Origin of the sequence: Mastigocoleus testarum BC008, assembly GCF_001456025.1 — a bacterium.
Lineage (GTDB): Bacteria > Cyanobacteriota > Cyanobacteriia > Cyanobacteriales > Nostocaceae > Mastigocoleus > Mastigocoleus testarum.
Genome location: NZ_LMTZ01000167.1, coordinates 20,906 through 46,367, shown reverse-complemented (window position 1 = coordinate 46,367; position 25,462 = coordinate 20,906). Strand labels below are relative to the sequence as shown.

Below are 25,462 nucleotides of genomic sequence, written 5' to 3'. Positions count from 1 at the left end.
TAAACCTAAACCAGTTCCACCATATCTTTTTGTAGTTGAAGCATCCCCTTGAGTAAATGGCTGAAATAACTGCTCCCGCTGTCTTGGCGACATCCCAATTCCAGTGTCTGTCACCACAAAAGTAATCATTTGAGAAGTAAGAAGTAAAAAGTAAAAAGTAAGGAGTAAGGAGTTGTTGATAATTGGTATTATTAATTACTCTTTTTCTCTTTGCTGTTAGGTTTGGACTTACCCCAGTCGCTAATCCCCATATAACGCTATAGACACTAGTAGTCCTTTTCATTAGTTTTGATGGGTTTTATCCTATACTAATTAATTAAGCGATGTGGACTTTTAAGTCCACAAGCGGACTGCGATAGGCGTAGCCACCTGCTTGCAGATCGCCCCACAGGTCTGCGATAAGCCTGCGGGCATGAGCCTAAGACGCGGCAAGCCGAACGCGTCAGCGCGTGCTCAGCGATCGCATGGCTACGCCGAACGGGATAAAGATGGGTGTATTAGCGATGAAGTATAAAGTTTATCTTACAGGAGAACAAAGGCAGCAACTACTTGATATTGTAAGAAAAGGTTCTTCAAGTGCTAGAGCAATTCGTAGAGCACACACTCTATTAATGGCTTCTGAGGGTAAGACTGATAAAACAATATCTTCTACTTTACATATATCAATTCCAACTATTGAAAGAACTCGTAAACAATTCTGCACCGAAAGTTTAGAAACAACACTTAAAGAGCGTCCACGCAGTGGCAAACCACCGAAGTTAACAAGTACAGCAGAGGCATATTTAATCGCAACAACTTGCAGCAATCCGCCAAGTGGTTATGGTCGTTGGACTTTAAAAATGTTAGCGGATAGATTAGTGAGTTTAGAAGTAGTTGATGCTGTGAGTGAGAGTACAGTTTTTCGCACATTAAAAAAAATGAATTAAAGCCTTGGTTGAAGCAACAATGGTGCATTCCTAAAGTTAGCTCGGAATTTGTCTCTAAAATGGAAGATGTCCTTGATTTATACGCTCAACCAATAGATCTGGGACATCCATTGATATGCTTTGATGAAAAATTATGTCCATTAATTGAGGATGTGCATCACTCCATACCACCTGCCCCTAAAACCCAAGATAAGCCAGGTAAAAAAGAAAAAATTGATTATGAATATGAGCGTAATGGAACTTGTAATTTGTTCGCATTTTTTGCTCCATATTTAGGATGGAGACATATTAAAGTTACTCAAAGAAGAACTAAGGTTGACTTTGCTTATTGTATGAAAGAATTAGTTGATATTCATTTCTCTAATTCTGAAGTAATTCGATTGGTAATGGATAATTTAAATACTCATACTATCGCTGCTTTATATGAAGTATTTGAGCCAGTTGAAGCCAGAAGAATTGCGAAAAAATTAGAGATTCACCATACACCTAAACATGGTAGCTGGCTAAATATGGTTGAATCTGAGTTATCTGTACTTGTACGACAATGTTTAAGTCGACGAATTCCAGATGTTGAAACTTTAGAAAAAGAAGTTTCCACCTGGGAGTGCGATAGCGAAGCGCTGCTGCAAGCAGATCGCAATCTTAAAAAGATTTGTATAGATTGGCGTTTTCGTACAGAAGACGCTAGGAATAAGCTTTCTAAGATTTATCCAACCCATCAAAACTAATGAAAAAGACTACTAGAAGCAAGTTCAAATCCTTTTGCTACAGTTGTGATGGCTCATATCAAGGCGAAAGAAACACGCCAAGACAATGAGGTACGAAAATACTGGAAACTTTATCTGACGAAACGCCTATACGAAAGAGCTTATCAAAAAGAAGATATCATTAAACTATTTCGGTTTATTGACTGGGTAAGTAATATAGTTTTCCAAACACCCCCTAAGAACGAGTAAAATACTTTTTCTTAATTTTCTTGTAAGCGCTTTGAGCAAATAATTTAGCAAATCGAATTTTAGTCAGACTTTCAATATCAGGTTTATATTGCTGTTTATGTGTAAAAAAGTCATTTAAGTCATTTAAAATCACCTGTAAACGCTGAATTATACTTTCACGGCGATATTCAGTGAAAAAATGAGCGGGTAGTTCTGGTGGTGTCCAATTACAGACATTTTTTAATATACGTTGTACGTCATACTCCTGGGAATATGCAGCAATCTTATAACTATTAAATCCAGGATCTAAATAATCTGATAAACCACTATTAATACTAGAGAAAACCTGACATCCACAAGCTAAAGCTTCCATCGGTTGCAAACCAAAACCTTCAGTTACTCCCTGTAAAGCCCAATATTCAGCGGAATCATAAAGGTAAACTTTGGCTTGGTTAAATAAACCCGGTAAATCTTCTACATAAGAATTAACTACCTCCACCTTGCATTGCTTTTGCAAAGCAGGAATTAATTTTTCCATTAAATATTCGGAAGATTTGCGCGCTTGTACTAAAACATCGATGTCCCGTGACAAATTTAAATTTTGAAATTCATCGCTTATTTGATTGGGTAAATAGTAAATCAGTGAATTAGGTGAATTTTTACCCCAATATCCCATGGTGTGGCGACTAACAGTAACGATCGGGATGCTTGCAGGTAAACTGAAACCATAGTCTGTACTATGGGCATGGTAAACCACATTATATTGTTTTAACTTCGTTGCAAGTTTCGCAACATCAAATCCCCAACTAACAATAAAGATTACATCATCTAAGTTTGACTGCTTCAGTACATCATCTAAAAACGGCTTGTCCTTTTCTCGTTGACGGTAAGTAACAACATTGGCGCTACATACCTGTTTTACAAGGTTAAAGGTTTTTAACTCCGCCCACAAACCACCACAAGCAAACTTACCATCGGTTCCTGGAAGCAAGAAGTACAACTTTCTCATCGTATCAGTCTCTTCAACTGCAATTAGTAGATTAGCTTATCTAACAATTGTTAGCAGTAGTTTTCAAGGAGCCTAAAATACACCGCTCATTTAAAAACTGTGTACTTGGAATTTACCGTTCTATAGCAATCCTAAATTATTTGTGTTAGCCGCATCAAAGATGTTTGCACGTCTCTTGCTGTTAGCGGTAGCGTGACTTTAGTCATACACGTAGTGCCTCCAAACGCGTAAGCGTACCGTAGGTAAGAATAAATATTGTAGAGACGTTGCATGCAACGTCTCTACAGAAATCTATTTGTTTGATTATTTTTCCAAATTGGTAGAACCTTTTATTTTCGTAATCTTTAGAATTGATAAATCCTTGGCTGCAAACCATTGAAATTTTTCTAAAATTATGTACCTCTTGACACAATTACACCTACTTTACTCATGATTTTATTAATCCCGACAAAAATAGTCGGGATTGTTTGACTGCCATTTTTTCGCCGTGATATCATCATTTCGCAATAGACAAGAACTCAGGGGGATAGCTCTATGCAAGCGACGACCGGTACTCAAGCAGCTACTGCATCCTTTAAAAACCTAAAATGTAAAGAATGTGGTGCAGAATACGAACTGCAAGCCAGTCATGTTTGTGAGTTTTGTTTTGGTCCTTTGGAAGTTACCTATGACTACAGCAATCTACGCAACACGGTAACTCGTCAAACTATCCAAGCTGGACCAAACTCAATTTGGCGCTATCGCAAGTTTTTACCTGTCGCTAGCGAAAACCCAATTGATGTGGGAACCGGAATGACCCCCCTAGTACGTTCTCATCGCTTGGCTCGTCGCCTTGGCTTGAAAAAGCTTTATATTAAAAATGATGCTGTTAACATGCCTACCCTCAGTTTCAAGGATAGGGTAGTTTCAGTAGCACTAACTAGAGCAAAAGAGTTAGGTTTTAGTACAGTTTCTTGTGCTAGTACTGGTAACCTAGCAAATTCCACAGCTGCGATCGCAGCCCATGCAGGTTTAGATTGCTGTGTATTCATTCCTGCCGATTTGGAAGCTGGTAAAATTTTAGGAAGTTTAATTTACAGCCCTACCCTAATGGCGGTTAAAGGTAATTACGATCAGGTTAACCGTCTATGTTCGGAAGTTGCAAATACTCACGGTTGGGGATTTGTAAACATTAATCTACGTCCCTATTACTCAGAAGGTTCTAAAACTTTAGGGTTTGAAGTTGCAGAACAATTAGGTTGGGAATTACCTGACCACATAGTTGCACCTTTAGCTAGTGGTTCTTTGTTTACTAAAATCTACAAAGGATTTAACGAGTTTACTGAAGTTGGTTTAGTGGAGGGTAAGAAAGTCCGCTTCAGTGGAGCGCAAGCTGAAGGATGTTCCCCCATATATAAAGCATTTAAAGAAGATAGAGATTTCATTGAACCAGTAAAGCCAAACACAATTGCTAAATCCATTGCAATTGGGAATCCTGCAGATGGTATATATGCAGTCGAAATCGCTAAAAAGACTGGTGGTAATATTGAAGCTGTCAATGACACAGAAATCATTGAAGGAATGAAATTACTTGCAGAAACTGAAGGCATCTTTACAGAAACAGCTGGCGGTACAACAATAGCTGTATTAAAGAAACTGGTAGAAGCAGGTAAAATCGATCCAGAAGAAACTACCGTAGCGTACATTACTGGTAATGGTCTCAAAACCCAAGAAGCCGTACAAGGTTATATTGGCGAACCTTTGACAATCGAGGCTAAACTCGATAGTTTTGAAACAGCCCTCGAACGTTCCCGTACACTCGAACGTTTAGAATGGCAACAAGTACTTGTTTAGTAATGAGTAATGTTAGCGTAGCGGGGCGCGTTATAGACAGCAAAGCTGTTCATCCGCTAGGATGCGGGCAAACACAAAGTGTTAGCGTAGCGGGGCGTAAGCACAGACAATGAGGGTGTCTACAGCGCACAGTAAGTAAGTAATGAGTAAGAAGTAAGAAGTAAGAAATTACCAATTACTCATTACCCATTACCCATTACCCATTACCCATTAATGACAAACTCCCTTTAAACTTTTCGCTTTGTTTTGATATGACAATAAAAGTTTTAGTTCCAACTGCTCTTCAGAAATTTACAAGTAACCAAGCGACTTTAGAATGTAGTGGTAACTCAATTTCGGAGTTAATCGACTCTTTAGAACAAGCTTGTCCTGGAATTAAGTCACGTCTTTGTGACGAACAAGGAAAACCACGACGTTTTTTAAATTTGTACGTTAATAGTGAAGATATTCGTTTTTTGGAAGGTACCAGCACACCTTTAAAAGATGGGGATGAAGTAAGTATTGTCCCTGCTGTTGCTGGTGGTTAGTTCATATTTTTAGCAATTTTTATTAGATATCTTTGGTAAATGTCGTAGAGATGTGGCACGACGAGTACACATCTCTACCTATGTTTTTATAACTCTTTTTGTCGAATAACCTTCTTATTCTAAGTTGTGTGATTCTTTTTTAGACTTCTATCAATAGATGAAATTAAGATTTCTTAAGCTCCAGTTAATGGAATTACCCACTTGCACGCGTGCTTTGCACTAATGTCTAAACGACGCAGGTCACGTCCTGATGGGTGAAGGGGTGCAGAGCGTATAGAGCGGGAAAATATCAGTAAAAATTTGTGTTTTTTAATTGATGTGTTACTGCAAAATCTACCCAATATTAACAGGTCGATAATTTAGGATTAAACAGACGAGACGTTAAGCAGTAAAAGTAAGAGTATACCCCATACAGCAACAAGTTCATGTGCTTGCACAACAATCAATTTTAGTTGTGCTTGTTGGTGGTGGAATTATGGACTGAATAAGTGCATTGAGACTTACAAGGAAACTTGCAAAGGACCGTCTCAGTCTGTGCTAAATTTTATATTGCCACAACTCAAAAAAGAGGAAGAAACTATTTGGCTGGGTAAGTGTTATTCACAGATTTTGCAGTCTATGAGCTTCAATCTTAGCCGCGCTTATCAAAACCTTTTTTGAGGGTAAGCAAAGTGTCCTAAGTTCAAATCAAGACATCATCGTTAATCAATTCAGTATCCGCAGAAAATAAAACAAGTCGGTGAGAGCCTTAACGGTGTCGGCGTAGCATCTGATTTGAAGTTTCCCGGTAGATTTGGGACTGTCAAAGCTAAGATTCACCACAAGTTAGATGAAACAATCAAAATAGTTACCGTTGGTAAGTGTCCTCCAACTTCTGCGTAGCAAGTTGGGGTGGTTCATCCTCTAGATTCCAATAAAGCTTTGGAGTCTTTCAATTCTTCTTCTATTTTCTCGCGCAGATATATTTCTGTTTGTAAGCGATATTTTTGTTTTTCAAGTTCCTGATTGGTTTCCCTTAGCTTAATTTCTAATTGACGAATTGTTAATTGATGGTTGATTCTAGCCAGAATCTCTTCTAAATGAAAAGGCTTACTAATAAAGTCCACCGCACCAACTTCAAATCCTTTTCCCTTATCATGCTCTTGACTCAAAGCACTTAAGAAAATTACTGGTATATCTTTTGTCTCTGGATTTGATTTTAATTGTTGACATAATTCATATCCGTCAACTTTTGGCATGATGACATCTAGCAGAATCAATTCTGGTAGTTTAAGCTTGATGGTTTTCAGAGCAATTTCAGCACTTACAGCTTGCCTTACTTGGTAGCCATAACATTCAAGACTGGTAGATAAAACGTCTAAGTTATTTGGTTCGTCATCAATTATGAGGATATCACCTTTGAAATCCAACATTTCTAACATGTCATCCATAATTCTCTACCTTTACCTCATTCGTATTTTTTAATACTAGGAAATAATTATTTAGTAGTTGTTTTCAATGATATTAATAATTTTAAAATACAGCAACAACAGTAATATTACTTATTGTAATGGAATGCATATCAGATGAGTTGGGGTAGTCAAAACAGACCGCGTCCTATGAGCATTAACGGCTAGCAGACCCGCAGCGTAGGTAGCATTTCCGTAGAGTGCAGCTAGAGGCTGAGCGCACCTGCGTGCGGTATTTGTACGCGGCGTAGCCTTTCACCTGCCCCCTAACATCCGCGCTTAATGCTTTCAAACGCCCACACTACAGGCTAAGCGCGTGTCCGTAGGACAGGACAGCACTCATCAAGGTCTTAACTACCTAACTGCATAGTGCTGTATCTGCTATTCTTTGTACTTTAATTACTTTCTTCCAAAGGTGTGGTCAAATCGACAATTACATCAAATAAGAATTTATTTGCTAAATTTATTAAATACTGTTTGACTTGAATATTGCTATTGTTGTCTTCAGGAATATCTGCTAATACCTTGAGAATATCTTTTTTATTGCAGGTGCTAGCAACTTGATGAAGTTGGAAGCGCCACTGATCTGACATAAATGCTAATGATTCTGGAGTGATTTGAACTTGCGGATTTTTTCGCTGCTCTAAATCCTGCGGTTCGTCGTTGCTGTAGATATATTTAACTCCTAAATGATGGGCTATTTTTTCTAGAAGGATTTGTTCTTGAAACGGTTTACTAATAAAATCATCGCAACCAAGGGACATAATTAATTTCTTATCTTCGTTAAAAGCATTGGATGTTTGGGCGATAATAATTGTTGTATCTTTACCTTCAGAAGTGGATCTAATTTCACGGGTAGCTTCATAGCCGTTCATTACTGGCATTTGCATGTCCATTAAAACAAGATCGGGTTTGTATTTCTGCCATTTTTCCACTGCTTCCTGTCCGTTGTGGGCTTGAATTGTTTCAAAACCTACTCCTGAGATAATTTCGAGCAATAATTGATGATTATCTGAATTATCTTCAGCAATCAAAATCAACGATTTAGGTTGTTCTGGATCTAACCCTATAATTCGACCCTTTGGCAAATGCTCTACAAATTCTTCCTTAGGTATGATGGTGACAGGGATATCAAATTCTACAGTGGTTCCTTTCCCTAAATTGCTTTGAATTTGCATCTCACCTCCCATCAAATCAATGTAATTCTTAGAAATTGCTAAGCCCAAACCCGTACCATCACAGTATTCCTGATTGTTACCTGCTTGTACAAAAGCATCAAATATATTGCTTAAATCTCTCTCAGCTATTCCTTTACCCGTATCTTTAATGCGGAAAGTCAAGTAACAGGAATTTATCCCATCATTTAGATGAGAATGACTCGATTCCGTAATTGTACCTCTGATGATTTGTAATAAAATATTACCAGTATCTGTAAATTTAATTGCGTTACCTAACAAATTAATTAAAACTTGGCGTAATCTTGCTTCATCGGTTCTGATGTATTGAGGAATATCTTCACTAAATTCAACATTTAATTGCAAACCTTTGCTTTTACTTTTGATTTGCAACATTTGCTCGAGAGAGTCAATAATATTGTATAAATCAAACTCTGTTGTATTAAGTTCAATTGCTCCAGCTTCAATCTTAGAAATATCTAAAATATCGTTAATTAAATTCAGCAAGTGATTACCGCAACGGAGAACAGTATCAAGATATTTGCGCTGTTGATCTTGGAGATTAGATTGACGGTATAAAATTTGCGTAAAACCGAGAATCGAATTGAGAGGAGTTCGCAATTCGTGGGTCATTTTAGCCAGGAATTCACTTTTTGCGTGATTTGCAGCTTCAGCACTTTCTTTAGCTAGAGCTAATTGATGATTCACATTACGTAAATCTTCCTCTACCCTTTTCAAAGGTGTGATGTCGCTTATTGAACCGGACATCCGTACTGGTTTTCCAGATTGATCCCAAGTAGCTTGTCCCCGATTGCGTATCCATACATATTCATTTTGTTTGTTTCGCATCCGACATTCAATATCAAAAGGAACATGAAGCTCAAAGTGTTGTTTAATAGCTTCCTCTGCTTGTTTTCTGTCTTCTGGATGTAGGTATGAGAAAAAAGTATCAGCACTATTTGCAAGTTCATCATCTTTGTAACCCAAAATTTCTTTCCATCTTGGGGAAATATATGACTCTCCGGTTTCGACATTCCAATCCCAAATACCGTCTTTCGACCCCCTAACCGCTAATTCATAACGTTCTGTAATTTCTGTAAGAGCTTGAGAAGCATTTTGTAGTTTAGCTTCTGCTTGTTTGCGATCGCTGATATCTTCTATAACGACAATAAAGTATCCCGGACTATCGGCTGTCTCTCTAACGATACTTGGTGCTATATTTACCCATACTAACGTATCATCCTGGCGAACATAACGTTTTTCTAGAAAATATGAACTAATTTCGCCAGCTAGCAATTGTTTGATTTGTTCTAAGTCTGCTTCTATGTCGTCGGTATAGGTAATATCTTGAAACTTTAATTCCGACAATTTTTCTTCTGAATAACCTGTAATTTCGCAAACTTTTTGGTTGACCTTCAACCACTTACCATCTGTATCAAGTAGAGCAATACCGACAGCAGCTTGTTCAAAAATGGCTCTGAAGCGCTCTTCGCTTTTACGAAGACTATGTTCTGATTCTCTAAGTGCTTCGTTAACTCTAAACACTTGCTCTTGTACCGTTTTGAGTTCATCAACATCAACAAAGGTAATCACAACACCGTCAATATCCCCATCTTCTTGACGATAGGGATTGATTCGCATCAATAAATGAGTGTCATTTTTTACTTGTTTAATTTCTTTTTCTATTGGCAATTCAGTTTCTATGACTTGTAAAATTAGTTCTCTTAAGTCAAAACAATTAGTATTATGGGTTATGTCTTCTAGTGAGCGACCAACATCACCTTCTTTGAAGTTGATTGCAGTAGTTGCAGCAGCAGTAAATTTACGTATTTGAAGTTCTCTATCAAGAAAGACGACACCAAAATTAGTACTGCGAAGTAAGTTGTTAACATCATTATTTAACTCGACAAGTTCCTGAATTTTCGATTGATATTCGGTGTTAACGGTGTGTAATTCTTCATTCACGGAATGTAATTCTTCGTTGGTACTTTGTAATTCCTCATTAGAAGCAATTAATTCTTCGTTGGTTGCTTGTTGCTCTTCGTTAGTAGTTTCTAACTCTTCAATCGTTGCTTGGAGGTTTTCTCGGGTTTCCTGAAGCTCGTATTCTAACTCCATGATTCGAGCATGTGCTGCTCGATCTAATTCAAAGCTATCACCAGTTAGCGATTTATCAGTTATTAATTGGGAATGTACTGGGTCACTTTCGGATATTGTTACACTGATAAAATCCCCTGCGATCTTGTTTCCTTTGTGATAGCTTACTTTCAAATTAATGCTAATCTTATTTTCATTATCGTTTTCATTCCTTAAGTCAATTCCACCAAAAAAAACCGCACGTTTTTCTCGTTTAGCTCGATGCAATGCAGTATTGAGAGGTAACTGAAGGGCTAGAGGTACTAACCTAGTCACTTCCATTGTGGGATTACCCAAAGGTAACTTCAGAACCGATAATAAATCTTGGAAAAAATGTATTACCTGATTGTCTTTATTTACCAACAAACAAGTAGTTCTATGCTCCTGTAAAAAACTACTGAATGCTATTTCTAGCATTTGTTCTTTACTCGAACGACTTTTTGGCGAATTATTAGACTGGGTGATTAAATTTCTCGAAATTTTTTCAATCCCTCGGATTGGTAGCGGTAGTCTAATATCCCTCCGCTTTTGAAAAATTTTCCACTTTTTATCTAGAGGTATAAATTCTTCTTCATATTCACTAACTGTTTCCGCTTCTCCCAAAAAAAGAATACCATTGGGAACTAAAGAAAAATGCAGATTGCGTAAAACTTGCTGTTGCAGCTTGGGCTGCATATAAATTAAGACATTACGACAGCTAACAAGGTGCATCCGCGTGAAGCCAGCATCTTTGGTTAAGTCATGGGGAGCAAAAATTAACATTTCACGCAATTTTCGCGAGACCTGAAAAGATTGATCTTTGTATGTAAAGTAATTTTTTAGTCTTTCTGGAGAAATATCATTAGCAATAGTTTCTGGATAAATACCATTAGTAGCTTTTTCCAATGCGATTCTATCGAGATCTGTGGCAAAAATCTTAATTCTGACATTTTTTCCTGACCTATTGATTGCTTCATCTAATAAAATTGCTAAAGAGTAAGCTTCTTGTCCTGTCGCGCAAGCAGTTACCCAAAAGCGTAATTCTTCTCCTGGTTTTGCTTCTCTCAAAAGCGAAGGGATAATTTTTGTTTCCAAATGTTCCCAAGCAGGAGTGTCTCGAAAAAAAGCTGTAACACTAATCAGTAAGTCATTACGTAAAAAATCTCGTTCTTGAGGGAGAATTTTTAAACGGTTGATATAATCATCAAAATTTTCACAGCCGAGGATTAGACAACGACGATTAATACGACGCGATAAGGTAGAAGACTTGTAGTGAGAAAAATCAATTTGTTCGTGATGGGCTAAAACATTTATTATTTGTTGGATTTTAAAAGAATCTGAACCTGTATCAGCATCTAAATTAGAAAAGCCGCCTTGAATTGTATTACAAGAAGTCAAACACTGATATATTAGTTTTGATATCTCGACTGGCGGTAAGATATAGTCAACAACTGCCGTATCAATGGCACTGACCAACATACCATCAAATTGAGCAGTTTTAGGGTCTTGAACGATTGATAAACCACCTGCTTCGTGGATTAGTCTTAGTCCATGAGAACCATCACTTCCCGTACCCGAAAGCACCACAGCAATTGCTTTTTCACCACAATCAGTAGCGAGGGACTTAAAAAACAGGTCTATAGGAAAATTTGGTTTTTGAGTCTGGCGGTTTTGTTTATATAGTTGCAGAGATCTATTTTTTACTACTAAATTTTGACCGGGGGGAATCAGATAAATGGAGTTTGGCTGTAACTTCATCCCATCTTCTACACGGTAAATTTCCATGTGGGTTTTCCGTCCCAGTAATTCCTTCATTAGACTCTTAAAGTCTGGTGACAAATGTTGAACAACAACAAAAGCAGCCCCACTATCGGTAGGAGTATGCTCAAAAAATTCTTCTAATGGACGCAACCCACCAGCCGATGCACCAATACCCACAACGAAAAAATCCCTTGCTTGTTGAGAGTCCATAAGATTTGTTTGTTGGTTTTTGCTTTCAAAATCACTCATTTCAGTTAATTCTGGTATTACTAATATTTCAATTTAAACCCCATAAAAACCTTGTTTAAATTTAGTTTATTGGGATTGAGATTTATCTAGTTGATATTAATGAAAATATAATTGTGTATTTTTTAGACACAGGAAAATATATAACTGTGTAGTATAAAGTAAATTATCTGTAATGATGTTTTTGTTTGTTCAGAAATCTCTACCGGTTAATTTCCTTGTAGATTGGTAATCATCTCAGACCGCCGAAAATGTAATATTTTTAAAGCTTAATTATGAAATACTCATATAAAGGGAACCTATTAAGTAAGTTTAATTAAAGCAGCAGATAATTATACAATTAAGGTCTGAGGATTTTTGAAAACTAGTACTCAAATACATCATTTTTAAAAATGATACAAATTTAAGATTAAAACTTAAGTGTTATCACTGAAATTAACAAAGGCTCAGCACTAGGCTATAACCTTTTTATATAGATACAATAAGGATTGAAGAATAAACTAATCATTTATGACTTGCTCACCTCGATAGTTGTGTATTTTTACCTGTCATAATGCGTAAATATTTTGTCAAGTATAATATAATATCCTGATAATAAATTGATATAAGAATGATATTGATTGAAATATGAGAAAAAAATCAAAAGTTATATTAGTAGAGGACGACTTAATTCTAGCCAAGGGTACAGCAAAATTACTGGAACGTCTTGGAGGATATCAAGTCGAAATTACCTTCAAATGTGAAAAAATTTTTAGTTTGTCACAGGCAGGTGAAGTTGACATCATTCTTATGGACATTAATCTTCCCGGTGCAGTTTGGAATGGAGATGAAGTAAGCGGTTCCGATTTGTCGCGAATTCTTAAAAGCCAGCAGCCAACAAAAAATATTCCGATTATTTTGCTAACAGCTTATGCAATAAAATCCGAGAGAGATATTCTTTTACAACAGTCCTTAGCTGATGAATTTTTTCTCAAGCCCATAACTAATTATTCAGCCTTGATAGCTTTGATGGAAGATTTGATTAGTAATCAATATATAGCTTCAATGGAGGGAGAATCCTCAGCAAATACTTGATTTTAAGAAATACTTGATGTTGAAAGTATAAAAGCTTGAAATATAGATATGAGCGTTCGTCGAAAAGCAACAAACTCAGTCAAAGAATTGAGTCATTTAACCACACTTAATCGGATTGTCAGTCGTATTCGTCAATCCTTGAATTTACAAACTGTTCTAGACTCTACAACCACTGAGGTTCGTCGTTTGCTAAAAACAGATCGTGTCAAGATATATAAATTTGACGAACAAGGTAATGGACAAGTTGTTGCTGAGTCTATTAATCGCGATCGCCTTCCATCTTTGAAAGGTTTATATTTTCCTGCAGGTGATATTCCACCCCAAGCCCGTGAGTTATTTGTTAAAGCCAAAGTGCGTTCTATTGTAAACTTAGAAGAGCAAAAAATTCGTTTGTTAGAACCGAGTCATTTTCTTTCCACATCAGCAGAAGAACTCACAGTAGAACAAGTACGTAAAGAACCTTTAAAAAAACTTTTACAACGCCCCGTAGATCCTTGTCATGTAGAGTACTTAAACCTCATGGGGGTAAAATCAACTTTAGTTGTACCTATATTAAAAGATAAAAAACTTTGGGGACTCTTGATAGCTCATCATGGTAAATCGAAACGGTTTTCCCAGCTTGATTTGCAAATTATCCAGATGATTACTGAACAGCTGGAACTAGCAATTTCCCAAGCCAATTTAATGGAAGATGTCGAAGCAAATGCTAGGCGAGAAAAATTAATTAGTGATATTTCTTTTCGTATTTACTTATCAGTAGAAACAGAAAAAATTTTGCAAAAAGTTCTTAGAGAAGTAGTTCGAGAAATTCAAGCATCTGGAGGAATTGTATTACTAACTCAAACCTTAAAAGATAAGGAGTTCTTAATTACTGGTTCTCAAGTACAGCTATCGTTTCAACAATGGCTAGAATTGTTTAAAAGCGCTGAAATTACTAATAGGTCAAAAGTAATTACGGACATATATCAAGAACAAAAATTAAATAAATTCATATCTGCTTTCACAAATACCCATATTCGTAGTATCTTGGTAGTACCTCTTCGGTATAGCCAAGAGGTTTTAGGCTACCTTGCTGTTTTCCGTGATGAAATCAATGTTGAAAGAGTTTGGGCGGGTTATAACGATCCAGATAAACGTCAACAGCGTCCTCGACAATCTTTTGAACAATGGAAAGAGATGAAAACAGCACAGGTCCCCGAATGGAGTGAAGGCGATCAAAAATTGCTAGAATCCCTGGGGAATCATTTCACCATGGCTATACTGCAACATACTTTGTACCAAAGAGAGAAACAGCAAAGATTTTTGGTTGAAGAACATAATCGCAAGCTTCAAGTGGCTCGTACTGTCGCAGAAACCGCCAGTCGTTTAAAATCTGAATTTCTCTCTACTACCAATCATGAGCTACGGACTCCAATAGCATCAACATTAAATTATTTGACACTGCTCAGAGAAAGATTGTACGACAATGAAGAAGAACTAGAAGAATACATTGAAGCCGCTTATACTTCTGCGGAAAATCTCGTCAATATTATTAATAACGTTTTAGATATTTCCAAAATAGAAGCAGGTCGAATGCAGGTTGATTTAAAATTTATAAAATTACAGCCATTACTAGATAAACAACGTAGTTTATTTAAAGCACAAACAATTGGTTGCAACTTAAATTTTGTTATGAAGTCTGAAGTTGATGCGATCTGGGCTGATGAAAATAAACTTCAGCAAATATTAATAAATCTCATTTCTAATGCTTTTAAGTTTACAAGAGAAGGAGAAATAAAACTGGAAGTCTTACGCTGTATAACTTCCGAAAAGCCGGAGATTCAATTTTCTGTATCTGATACCGGAATTGGAATCGAACCTAACAAACAAAATATTTTGTTTGAAGCTTTTGTCCAAGCAGATGGTTCTATTAGACGGCGTTATGGTGGTACGGGTTTGGGATTAACAATTTGCAAAAATTTTGTAGAGTTGATGGGAGGAAAAATCTGGCTCGAAAGTCCTGGTCTTAACCAAGGTACTACCGTCACTTTTACTTTACCTGTGAATGAGCCGCTAACATCGTAGATGCTTCTAGCGCTATATCTGCCATTAAAGCTGTAAAATTTTCATAGTTCTTAACATTCCACAGAATAAAACTATGATTTTTGCAGGTAAACGACCAGATAACTTAGGTGTAAATGGCGGTAAATTAGCAAGCTGTCCCAAATCACCCAATTGTGTTTCCAGTCAAACCGAGCCTGCAGACACAATTCATTTCATTGAACCACTTACTTATACTTCTACTCCCAAAGAAGCCTTAGCGAAACTCAAGACAATAATTCAGTCTTTACCCAGAACGACAATCATCAATGAAACAGATAATTATCTGTATGTAGAATTCAAGAGTGCATTAATGGGATATGTTGATGATGTAGAGTTTTACATCGAGCCCGATACTCAAAATATTCATGTTCGCTCCGCTTCTCGTCTGGGTCAAAGTGACTTGGGTGTGAATCGCAAACGAATCGAAACAATCAGAGAAAAGTTCGGTCAATAATTGGATTATCCAAATACTCAGTTGCAAGAACTCGATCTGAAATGGCTAAACAAAGCGAGAATGTCTTTTATTCGCCGATGTTACTGGCTCGTCATAATTTAAAGGACGTTGCGTATCTGATTTATGAGTCAGCACCCGAACTGTTCAATTTAATGTTTGGATCGTCGAAGATTAGATATCTGACTCATTTAGTCCAGTGTTCGAATAATCGCTTTAGCCATCAATACATTCGAGTAGCGGAACGAAACAAACAGGTTGTAGGAATTGCAATTATTATTCCTGCAACCAAACTCAATAACAACACTGATTATTACGATATCCTCAATTTCAGCCAAAAGCTCTGGTTAAAACTGGTACAAAGCATTATTCTCAAGCATGTTTTGCAACACAAATTCCCAGAAGGAACGTTTTATATTAGTAACATTGCAGTAGCAACTGAACATCGCAACCAAGGTATCGGTCGTCAGTTACTTTTAGAATGTATTGCAGAAGTGAGCACCGCTTCGGGCTCCACAAATACTATTTTTATCAGTGTTGACGTAAGTAATATGAGAGCCCAAAAACTCTATGAATCTCTAGGATTTAAAGTGGTTGAAACGAAGACGATTAATTTATTTGTGGGAACTATTGGTTCCCGCGTCTTATCCTTGACGGTGGACTAAAGTTGCACTCGCTTGTTCTGTCGGCATTAGAATTACATCATTAATATTGACATGAATCGGTCTTGTGGCGCAAAAGAACACGACATCAGCCACATCATCTGGAGTTAGGGGAGTCATTCCTTGATAAACTTTTTTGGCGCGATCGCGATCTCCATGAAATCGAACTTCACTAAATTCAGTTTCTACCAAACCAGGATCCACAGAAGTAACTCGTACAGGAGAACCTAAAAGGTCTTGTTTTAAACCTTCAGAAATTGATTTCACCGCAGCTTTAGTACCGCAGTAAACGTTACCTCCGGGATAGGTTTGATGTCCAGCAATGGAACCTATATTAATTACATGACCTGTACCACGACTGACCATACCAGGGACAATATAACGAGTCATATAAAGTAAACCCTTGATATTGGTATCAATCATTTCCTCCCAATCTTGGAAATCAGCCTGATAAAGTTTATCTAAACCGCGACTGAGTCCAGCATTATTGATAAGAACATCAATTGCAGACCATTCAGAAGGTAAAGAAGAAATTGCAGATTCTACTGTCTTGCGATCGCGGACATCAAGTTCTAGCAAATAAAATTCTGAGGGTTTTAAGTTTAATTTTTCTACTAGTTCTTGCAAACGTTCGTTCCGTCGTGCAGCCAAAATTAATTTAGCACCTGCATCTGCAAATACTTTTGCACAAGCAGCACCTATTCCACTGCTCGCACCTGTTATAAAAACTATTTTATTGTTCATAGGGAATTGGTAATGGGTAATTGGTAATGGGTAATTGGTAATTGGTAATGGGTAATTGGTAATGGGTAATTGGTAATTAAATAACCCGCCTTCGAACAAAAAGACGGGTTTGTTTATTTGTACTTTAAAACAAAATTTAAGTAAAACAGAGAATTTATTTCCCTACTACTGGAATCCGTTGGGTAATCATTGTCATACCATTACCACGTACCAAGACTGCAGAAATCCATTTGTTACCAGGAGTGGCTGGTGCTTCTCCGGTCTTAAACAAACCACCAGCAGAAAGTAATTCTAAATTTACTGATGTTGGTTGGAGATATTTGTTTGGTTTAACGGATTCCTCTAATGCTGCTCCCAGAAGATAATCGTCACCTAAAGGTTCTTGAACTATGGCATCAAAGTTATATTTTTCACCAACTTTTAACTTATCTGGTAAATTAATGTCAACTTGTGGAGGGTTAGCACCAGATGTGATTTGAGTACGTTCTGATAAAATTTCTTGACTAACTATTTTAGAACCTACTATACGTTGACGAGATGTAATTTTCGCATTCACCTTTAGACTGTGCTTATCTTTAAAGGAAGCCGCAGTGATATTGGTCACAGTTTCAGCTACAATTCCATTTCCTTCAGCTTTCCACGACTTGACTTCGGTAGAATATCTTAAGTTAGGATATTTTTCCCAAAATGACTTGAGCGCTTTTTGTAAGCTACTGCGGTTTAACCCGTCGTTATGGGTAAAGTTATTTGCATAAAATTTCATTACCTCATTGACATTACGTCGAGATGCTGCAGTATCAATTTGGGTTAACAAGCTTTTTAATTCTACTGGTGTGGCTTTGGAATCTTTGGCTTGAGCAGATTTTATGCTTCCTGCCAAACTAAGCGCAAATAAACAAAAAACTAACCCTCTGCAAATTTTAAGCATGGATTGGCGTTTAAGTAGTAAATTAATTAATTTTGGCATTAGTGTGGGGTAATTGGTAGTTGATTCTAATTTGGTAGTTGATTCTAATAAAGATATTCACAGTTTTTCAGCAAAAACCTTACAGTCAGATACTGGAAACATAAATTTATGGCGGGTTTATATAAGATAACTAATTTACCTGCTTAAGGTGGAGGTTACCCAACAAAATATGAATTATCCACCAGAAGCTGACAATCCACTACTTTGCCACATAAGTTATGAGCAGTTTTTAGTTGGGCTTTAACCCTTCAAAAGTCTTGATATTAGAGCCCTGAAGCGCTATGGCGAACGTTACTTTACCCAGTAAAATTAATGTGGTGGAGTGCCAATAGTCTTGTTCATTTATTATGAATACTTCGTTTTCCCAGGAGATCCTGTAAAGATGGGAAGTTTTAGATTTTTACACATAATATTTCGTTAAGCCTCATAGCACAGCTAACAGACATCAGCTAGAATGCAATTTGCTGCTAAAAATTCATCCAGATAAGTTACTAAAGTAAATATTAAAAATAAATGTTAAAAATAATTAAACTTATAATTTCTTCTAAAATTACCCCGTTAGCCACAAGAACGCAACGTAAATTACAATTAATCAAGCAATGATGATGATTTTGGTAATCGGCTTGATTTACTATTGCTATTATGTGAGCTAAATTACCCTCGTTTAGTTTTGAATTCACATAATATGTAATTTAGTTTTATCTTAGTTAAGCTAAGTGCTGACACGGTAGAAATTTGATGACAAAGGCTCCGATCAAACTACTAATGGCTGCTAGCGGTACTGGAGGACATTTGTTTCCGGCGATCGCACTGGCACAACAACTACCAGACTATCAAATTGAATGGTTGGGCGTTCCCAATCGTTTGGAAACGCGACTTGTGCCCAAAGAGTATAAATTACACACTATTTCCGTTGAGGGATTTCAAAAAGGTTTTGGTTTTTCGTCACTGTTTACTTTGGGTAAACTTGCTGGGAGTGTTCTCGATGTCAGAAAACTTTTAAAAGCAGGTAATTTTCAAGGAGTCATAACAACGGGGGGATATATCGCTGGACCATCTACGATCGCGGCGCGGTCTTTAGGTTTACCTGTTATTCTTCACGAGTCAAATGCTTTCCCGGGTAAGGTAACTCGTGTTTTTGCTCCTTGGTGTACTTCTGTAGCCCTTGGATTTAATGTCGCTGCTCAGTATTTACCCAAGGCCAAAACTGTATACTTAGGTACGCCAGTACGTCCGGAATTCAGGCAACCAGAGATTGGAGCATCTTTGGATTTACCAGTTCCAGAGGGTGCACCATTAATTGTAGTTTTTGGTGGTTCCCAAGGGGCTGTTGCAATTAATAAATTGGTCAGACAATCCGCCCCAGCTTGGTTTGACGCTGGAGCCTATATCGTGCATTTAACTGGAGATAACGATCCAGAGGCTGAAAGTCTGCAGCACGAAAAGTATATTTCACTGCCTTTTTACGACAATATGGCAGCTTTACTACAACGTGCTAATTTAGCAATTAGCCGTTCTGGTGCTGGTAGTTTAACGGAATTGGCTGTGTGTGGTACTCCAGCAATTTTAATTCCCTATCCCTATGCTGCAGAAGACCATCAAACCTATAATGCTCAAGTGTTTACCTCTGTAGATGCAGGGCTAATGTTTAAGCAATCGGACTTAACGGCAGAAAGCTTGCAAAATGAAGTTTTAAAACTTTTATGTTCTCCCCTAGAATTAAAGACTATGGGAGAAAAGGCTTCATCGATCGCAATTCCCGATAGTGCGGAAAAAATGGCAAAGTTGGTAAGAAGCTTGGTGGGGAAGTAATGAGTAATGAGTAATGTTAGCGCAGCGGGGCGCGACAGCGCACAGTAATGAGTTGTAGAGACGCGACATGTCGCGTCTATATAAGAATAATGAGTAACGTTCGAGAAACTATTCTTATCTTTCTGGATACCTAATTGCTAATCCCCAATCCCCAATCTCCATGAACAAACAAAAACCTGTCAGTGTCTGGAATTACAAACCTTGGTGGTGTCAACCTTGGTCAATTTTGCTTGTGGGGATAACTATAATTGGGGGTTCTTGGTTAATATCTAAACTAATATTTGGAATGGTTTGGCTGACACTTTTGGTTGCTATACCCGTTCTGACCTGGATGGGCTTTTTTTTGTTGCTTTATCCCCAATTAGTTGTTCGTAGTGGATTGTTAGATTCGTATCAAGCAGAAATAGACAATTCATCAAGAGAAATATCTTAAAGACGCGACAGAGCCCGTGGCGTTGGTGTTAGCTTTGTCACGTCTTTAGAAAATGGTAAATGAGCACCTGATTATCACAAAAGATCTTAAACTTTGATTATCTCGCTTGGTTGGCGTAAATCCGACCAATACTATTCAATACTTGCAATCAAAGCATCCATTTTGCGTAGTTCAGCTTGGCTTTCTTTGAGGTAGCGACGCACGCCTAAGGCAATTGCTTCCTGAGCCATTGGTCCAAAGACTTCTTCACCTTTGACCTGTTCCTGATTTTGCAGTTCATTGACTAGATTTGCCGTTGCCATTGTCAATGCTCCTAATGCGGCTAAACCAGCATCGCGGGCAGATATCTTGCCAAATTCTTGCCTAAACTCGCTTAGTTTGAGGGTTGCATCTGGACCTAAAGCCTGCTCTAGTGCGTCTTTAAGTAACTCTTTAACATGAAATTGTGGCTCTCGTTTGACAAGTGCTTCTTCAACCAGCAAACCTATTTCTCGCAGATGTTTACTTTCAATTTGGTCAAACGGCATCGGCTTCAATTCCTCATAGAGCGGGAAACGCACCATATGTCTAATAATCCATGGGTATCGAGAGCACATTCGCACATTCTTAGGCATCAGCCAAGTTACGATATTACGGTAATACTGTTTAATATCGTCTAGGTTACGTCCGGTTAGTCCTTGCCGTCCGGGAGGCAGATTTGGCAGATCTCCAAGAATATTTACATTGACGAAATGATGCCAGGTAGCATCAGTAACGACTCTACCAACATTAGCTAGTTGACCATCGTAGGCACAGATACTGATAAAAGATCGTGGTGTTACGGCTTGTTTAGTCGTAATATTATTATTGTTCACAAAAGCATTGCCATGAGACATGCTTAAAGCTACAGCCTCTGGCGAAATGCGTATTCCTCCAGCAGTACTAATAGGCCATTCGTCAGTTGCTCCATCCGGCATTTTGGTATTGAGATTTGAGGGCACAACACACTCACCTTCATGAGGATGATCGGGAAAGACCTCGATCGCACGAACGGGATTATTCCCCGGTACCTGCAGTAGAGGATGAGCGCTGCCAATACCACCTGCTTCAGTGCGGTAGTTAACGTAGAGCCGCTGTGGAAATTCGTCAGACTGATCCTCAAAATCATAACTATCATTACTTCCCGGTCGATTGGTGGTAAGGCGATCCTGACCACTAGCACTAGGTGTATCCGCAAACCTCCAATAGCGCATAGCTCTTACCCGGGGAATATCCATGCACATACCTGCACCAAGATCGGCATGATCCCCCGTCGCAAAGATACCGCCGCCCGCTTGCATAAATTGAATCACCGCATTTAGTGCGCCTGCTTCATCCGTCAGCTTTCTCGTAGAAAATTCTCCGTCAACTGAGAGCATCAGCACAACGTCGTAGCGTGATTTGATCAAACCATGTGCTTGATCCGTAAACTTAAAGTTGGTGATGTGCTGAGTGGCTGAATTGTAGGATAAGGTGCCATTGGGGTTAAATGTGGCGGTAATTACAATGGGCGTCATGCCATGAACAGTTGAACCACGTAACGTATTGACAAACTCGGTCAGTCCAAAGTCACTCGTCGGCGAATAGTTTAACCCGTCGGTTACAACTAATATTTTAGGCGTACATTCTTGAAACCAACTTGCGACTAGCTCCTCAAAACTATATTCGCTCTGTGTATCAATATTTATATCTATAAGTGGCATAGTTTTCTCCAAAATAGAAATACTGGAATTTTGAAAACATATCGTCCAGGTGCCAAGCTAAAAAATGCTTGTCATAGATGCATTAAGATTATGTACCGAGAAAAGTTAGTAACTTAAATAACTCTTTGAGGCTAGTATTTATCTCGTTGCTCCCCTTATTAAGCTTCATCTACCCAGTATTAATCGGTTGCTAATCATATACTAGGATCTGACAATAAGTATTAAAATACACTTTAATGAAATGATTAAAAATATAGCGCTACGCACAAGCAAAAAGTAAAAATGGACCACACAGGAAGACGACGAAAGGTTTACCAATGATAGATTTGAGCGTTGATCAATTTCCTAACCTAGTTGCGTAGTGCTATATTTCCTGCGAACGCGTGATATTACGTCCGGCTAAACAGTTATCATATCTGTAGGGGCGAAGTAATAAGTAATAAGTAATAAGTAATAAGTAATAAGTAATAAGTAATAAGTAATAAGTAATAAGTAATGAGTAAAATGGTTATTAGGTAATGACCGCCGTCTTTTCAATAGGGCTATATAGTAACTAATTAAGCGGACTTGATATGATAGCGTAAGATATATTTTTTATTTTTACCGCTCTTCCATCACTCTCGCGAGATAATAATCTTAGATCAAACTTGAAACCAAGACACTGATGAGATTTAGATTTTAATTTCTCACATCAAACTTTAAACGGCTAAAAATCTTTGAATCACATCTTGACTGAGTTCGCTCGTTAAACCAGAAGCAACAATACCACCTTTCTGCATCGCGTAGTAATAATCAGCTTGACGCACAAAATGTAAATGTTGTTCTACTAATAAAACAGAAATTCCAGTGGTTTCGACAATGTTACGAACAGCAGCTTCAATTTCTAAAATAATTGATGGTTGAATACCCTCAGTAGGCTCATCTAATACAAGTAATTGGGGTTTTCCCATTAAAGTACGAGCAATAGCTAATTGTTGCTGTTGTCCTCCACTTAAATCGCCACCCATGCGCGATAACATAGTTTTTAAAACGGGAAATAATCTAAAAATACTTTCAGGTATATCTGGATTTCTTACTCGATTTTTTCTTGCTTCCAAACCTAATAATAAGTTTTCTTTCACTGTTAACCGAGGAATAATTTCTCTCCCTTGAGGAACATAACCAATTCCCATTTTTGCTCTTTGGTCGGGAGATTTAGAGTTGATAATAGTCTCGGAAAAGTTAATGGTACCGCTGCGAGGTTTAAGTAAACCCATAATTGTTTTCATTAGGGTTGTTTTCCCTACCCCATTACGTCCAATTAAACACACCATTTGACCTTCAGGGACGCTCAAATCTACGTCCCGTAGAATATGACTTTCGCCGTAATAAACATTTAAATTAGATATTTGTAACATTAATTCTGACTAGATTTTATATATATTATTTGAGATTAATTATTATTTTGTTGTCCTAAATAGACTTCGATAACGCGAGGGTCATTTTGTACTTCTTCAATGTTACCTTCACATAAAACCGAACCCTCATGAAGAACTGTTACCTTTCTCGCAATTTCTCGGACAAATTCCATATCATGCTCAATTACAAGAATTGAGTGGCTTTCTGCAAGCATTAAAAGTAGCTGTGCAACATTATAAGTTTCTTCATCCGTTAAACCTGCAACAGGTTCATCTACCAACAATAAATCTGGAGATTGGGCGACTAACATTCCAATTTCTAAACGTTGTTTTTCCCCATGGGAAAGAAAAGCTGATTTGATATTTGCTTTGGAAGTCAAACCAATAGTTTCGAGCAATCCTTGTATTTTATATTTGTCTGTTTTCTTGGAAGTTACAAATAAGGTAGAAAAAATATTTTTATTACGATTTGCACTCAGTTCTAGATTTTCACTAGCTGTTAGATTGAGATATATTCGAGGTGTTTGAAATTTCCGACCAATACCCATACGGATGATTTCATGTTCTTGAAAAGAACGAATATTTTTACCTTTAAAAATAACTTTTCCTTCCGTAGGCTTTACCTTACCAGTAATTACATCAATAAAAGTTGTTTTACCAGCACCATTGGGACCAATTACAACGCGTAATTCTCCTACATCCATGCTGAAATTAAGATTATTTAATGCTTTAAAACCGTCAAAACTGACAGTGACATTTTGGGTTTGTAAGATTTTAGGGTTCATGGTGGAAGCCACTTGTGGGAAGTGTGGGAAGTGTGGGAGGTGTGGGAAGTGTGGGAGGTGTGGGAAGTGTGGGAAATTCTGAAAATAGTGTAATATTGGGAATCTAGGTATTTGGAAGAACATATTAAGGAATAATTCTTAAATCCTAAATTCTGATTTCTGACTTCTGACTTCTGACTTCTCCTATCAATCTCCCTGTACTTCAGATTCTTCTAGCGCAGGATAAGTTGAAACTTTTCTCTTTTTTTTAATTAATTCTATCCCTTCACTACGTAACCATCCAATAACACCATCAGGGAGTACCGTCACAACTATTAAAAACAGCGCACCTTGAAAAAATAACCAGAATTCTGCAAATTGTTCGCTGAAAAAGGTACGAGCATAATTTACTAATAACGTACCTAATATTGCTCCGACTAATGTTCCGCGTCCTCCAACAGCAACCCAAATTACCATTTCAATCGAAAAAGCAATCTCCATTGTTTTAGGTGAAACCGAACCACTTTGGAGAGTGTAAAATGCTCCTGCAATTCCTGCGATCGCACCAGAAACAGCGAATACCAATACTTTAAAATCTGTGGGGTTATAACCGGAAAAGCGCACTCGACTTTCATCATCACGAATTGCGATTAGTACCCTTCCAAAACGTCCACTTGTTAACCACCGACAAAGAAAATATGTTAAAACCAGGAAAACTATTGTGAGATTATAAAAAATATATTGGGTACTGTATTCACTAACTTTTAACTTAAATAAAGTTGTAAAATCTATTAATCCATTAGTTCCATTAAATAGCTTTTGTTGTCCGTTAAAGAAGTTAAAGAAAACGATTGTTGCAGCTTGTGTCAAAATTGAAAAATACACACCTCGAATGCGGTTTCTGAATACGAGATATCCTAATAATCCTGCAAATACAGTGGGAATAAGAAAAGTCGCGATCGCAGCAAAGCGAAACGAATGAAAAGGTTCCCAAAATTCAGGGAGTTCTGTCACCCCATAAAGACCCATAAAATCTGGTAATTCACCTTCTGGAACTTGTAATTTAAGGTGCATAGCGATCGCATATCCACCCAAACCAAAAAAAATACCATGTCCCAAACTTAGTAAACCGGTATAACCCCAAATTAAATCTATACCTAAAGCTACAATCGCCAGTGATAGAAATCTTCCTAATAAATTCAAGCGAAAATCTGAAAGTATAACTGGCATAATAAAAATCAAGACGAGTGCGATCGCGATTACCAATCCCACCTCAATTAATATTGATTTTCCCCCTTTAAGTTTCATGTTTTTCAGCTTTAATTTTTTTAAAAATCATAATCTTCTGAATTTATCGAATCTCAATTTATTTAATATTTT

Annotated in this window: 19 protein-coding genes and 1 pseudogene; 10 read left to right on the top strand and 10 right to left on the bottom strand. The window is 37.5% G+C overall.

Annotated features, from left to right (window positions below):
• Positions 1 to 129: pseudogene (locus BC008_RS47275) on the bottom strand (ATP-binding protein); the annotation flags it as partial.
• 374 nt (positions 130 to 503) lie between these two features.
• On the opposite strand from BC008_RS47275, the gene BC008_RS47950 reads away from it, so the two are divergent.
• Both BC008_RS47950 and BC008_RS50170 read left to right on the top strand, forming a co-directional pair.
• Positions 504 to 1,654, top strand: a protein-coding gene (locus BC008_RS47950; RefSeq protein WP_407657110.1) for an IS630 family transposase whose coding sequence is annotated in 2 segments (ribosomal slippage) — positions 504 to 918 and positions 918 to 1,654 — 1,152 coding nt in all. Because the reading frame shifts where the segments join, the coding sequence is not laid out codon by codon here.
• Positions 1,655 to 1,702: 48 nt separating this feature from the next.
• Positions 1,703 to 1,882 carry a hypothetical protein gene (locus tag BC008_RS50170; RefSeq protein ID WP_027844520.1) on the top strand — a complete coding sequence of 60 codons (180 nt, stop codon included), beginning with the start codon at positions 1,703 to 1,705 and terminating at the stop codon, positions 1,880 to 1,882.
• Here the strand turns inward: BC008_RS50170 and BC008_RS44805 are convergent.
• Positions 1,869 to 2,870, bottom strand: coding sequence for a glycosyltransferase (locus tag BC008_RS44805; RefSeq protein ID WP_027844519.1), 1,002 nt, complete (start codon positions 2,868 to 2,870; stop codon positions 1,869 to 1,871). The genes BC008_RS50170 and BC008_RS44805 overlap by 14 nt on opposite strands.
• A gap of 534 nt (positions 2,871 to 3,404) precedes the next feature.
• On the opposite strand from BC008_RS44805, the gene thrC reads away from it, so the two are divergent.
• The gene (thrC, locus tag BC008_RS44800) at positions 3,405 to 4,703 is read left to right on the top strand and encodes a threonine synthase (RefSeq protein WP_027844518.1); all 1,299 of its coding nucleotides are present in this window, start codon (positions 3,405 to 3,407) and stop codon (positions 4,701 to 4,703) included.
• A 251-nt stretch (positions 4,704 to 4,954) separates the two neighbouring features.
• On the top strand, positions 4,955 to 5,230 hold the full coding sequence (locus BC008_RS44795; RefSeq protein ID WP_058184864.1) for a MoaD/ThiS family protein: 276 nt from the start codon (positions 4,955 to 4,957) through the stop codon (positions 5,228 to 5,230).
• 896 nt (positions 5,231 to 6,126) lie between these two features.
• Here the strand turns inward: BC008_RS44795 and BC008_RS44790 are convergent.
• Together BC008_RS44790 and BC008_RS44785 are read right to left on the bottom strand one after the other, a co-directional pair.
• A complete protein-coding gene (locus BC008_RS44790) occupies positions 6,127 to 6,660 on the bottom strand; it encodes a response regulator (protein ID WP_058184862.1) in 534 nt (177 codons plus the stop codon).
• A 413-nt stretch (positions 6,661 to 7,073) separates the two neighbouring features.
• Positions 7,074 to 11,978: a chemotaxis protein CheB gene (locus BC008_RS44785; protein WP_058184859.1), complete on the bottom strand. Its 4,905-nt coding sequence runs from the start codon at positions 11,976 to 11,978 to the stop codon at positions 7,074 to 7,076.
• A 624-nt stretch (positions 11,979 to 12,602) separates the two neighbouring features.
• On the opposite strand from BC008_RS44785, the gene BC008_RS44780 reads away from it, so the two are divergent.
• The 4 genes from BC008_RS44780 (at position 12,603) to BC008_RS44765 (ending at position 16,247) form a co-directional block, all read left to right on the top strand.
• The gene (locus BC008_RS44780; protein WP_027844517.1) at positions 12,603 to 13,049 is read left to right on the top strand and encodes a response regulator; all 447 of its coding nucleotides are present in this window, start codon (positions 12,603 to 12,605) and stop codon (positions 13,047 to 13,049) included.
• 48 nt (positions 13,050 to 13,097) lie between these two features.
• Positions 13,098 to 15,113, top strand: a complete 2,016-nt coding sequence (locus BC008_RS44775) for a sensor histidine kinase (protein ID WP_027844516.1) — start codon at positions 13,098 to 13,100, stop codon at positions 15,111 to 15,113.
• Positions 15,114 to 15,186: 73 nt separating this feature from the next.
• Positions 15,187 to 15,585 (top strand): DUF1499 domain-containing protein, encoded by a 399-nt coding sequence (locus BC008_RS44770; RefSeq protein ID WP_027844515.1) that lies wholly within the window; start codon positions 15,187 to 15,189, stop codon positions 15,583 to 15,585.
• Positions 15,586 to 15,626: 41 nt separating this feature from the next.
• Positions 15,627 to 16,247: a GNAT family N-acetyltransferase gene (locus BC008_RS44765; RefSeq protein ID WP_027844514.1), complete on the top strand. Its 621-nt coding sequence runs from the start codon at positions 15,627 to 15,629 to the stop codon at positions 16,245 to 16,247.
• Here BC008_RS44765 and BC008_RS44760 read toward each other — a convergent pair.
• Both BC008_RS44760 and BC008_RS44755 read right to left on the bottom strand, forming a co-directional pair.
• Positions 16,227 to 16,988 (bottom strand): SDR family oxidoreductase, encoded by a 762-nt coding sequence (locus BC008_RS44760; RefSeq protein WP_036266417.1) that lies wholly within the window; start codon positions 16,986 to 16,988, stop codon positions 16,227 to 16,229. The two genes, BC008_RS44765 and BC008_RS44760, sit on opposite strands and share 21 nt — an antisense overlap.
• Positions 16,989 to 17,142: 154 nt before the next feature.
• The gene (locus tag BC008_RS44755) at positions 17,143 to 17,955 is read right to left on the bottom strand and encodes a hypothetical protein (protein ID WP_027846851.1); all 813 of its coding nucleotides are present in this window, start codon (positions 17,953 to 17,955) and stop codon (positions 17,143 to 17,145) included.
• 738 nt (positions 17,956 to 18,693) lie between these two features.
• Between BC008_RS44755 and murG the strand changes: the two genes are divergently transcribed.
• Entirely contained in the window at positions 18,694 to 19,767 is a 1,074-nt protein-coding gene (murG, locus tag BC008_RS44750; RefSeq protein WP_027846852.1) for an undecaprenyldiphospho-muramoylpentapeptide beta-N-acetylglucosaminyltransferase, read from the top strand.
• A gap of 160 nt (positions 19,768 to 19,927) precedes the next feature.
• Positions 19,928 to 20,200, top strand: a complete 273-nt coding sequence (locus BC008_RS44745; protein WP_058184856.1) for a DUF6737 family protein — start codon at positions 19,928 to 19,930, stop codon at positions 20,198 to 20,200.
• 131 nt (positions 20,201 to 20,331) lie between these two features.
• Here BC008_RS44745 and BC008_RS44740 read toward each other — a convergent pair whose 3' ends face one another.
• The 4 genes from BC008_RS44740 to urtC all read right to left on the bottom strand — a co-directional run bounded on the left by BC008_RS44740 (position 20,332) and on the right by urtC (position 25,390).
• On the bottom strand, positions 20,332 to 21,519 hold the full coding sequence (locus tag BC008_RS44740; RefSeq protein ID WP_153009766.1) for a hypothetical protein: 1,188 nt from the start codon (positions 21,517 to 21,519) through the stop codon (positions 20,332 to 20,334).
• Between the two features lie 1,100 nt (positions 21,520 to 22,619).
• Entirely contained in the window at positions 22,620 to 23,318 is a 699-nt protein-coding gene (gene urtE / locus BC008_RS44735; RefSeq protein WP_027847013.1) for an urea ABC transporter ATP-binding subunit UrtE, read from the bottom strand.
• A 35-nt stretch (positions 23,319 to 23,353) separates the two neighbouring features.
• Positions 23,354 to 24,103 (bottom strand): urea ABC transporter ATP-binding protein UrtD, encoded by a 750-nt coding sequence (gene urtD / locus BC008_RS44730; RefSeq protein ID WP_027847014.1) that lies wholly within the window; start codon positions 24,101 to 24,103, stop codon positions 23,354 to 23,356.
• A 186-nt stretch (positions 24,104 to 24,289) separates the two neighbouring features.
• Complete coding sequence (gene urtC / locus BC008_RS44725; RefSeq protein WP_027846801.1) at positions 24,290 to 25,390, bottom strand: urea ABC transporter permease subunit UrtC; 1,101 nt, start codon at positions 25,388 to 25,390, stop codon at positions 24,290 to 24,292.
• Positions 25,391 to 25,462 lie beyond the last annotated feature (72 nt).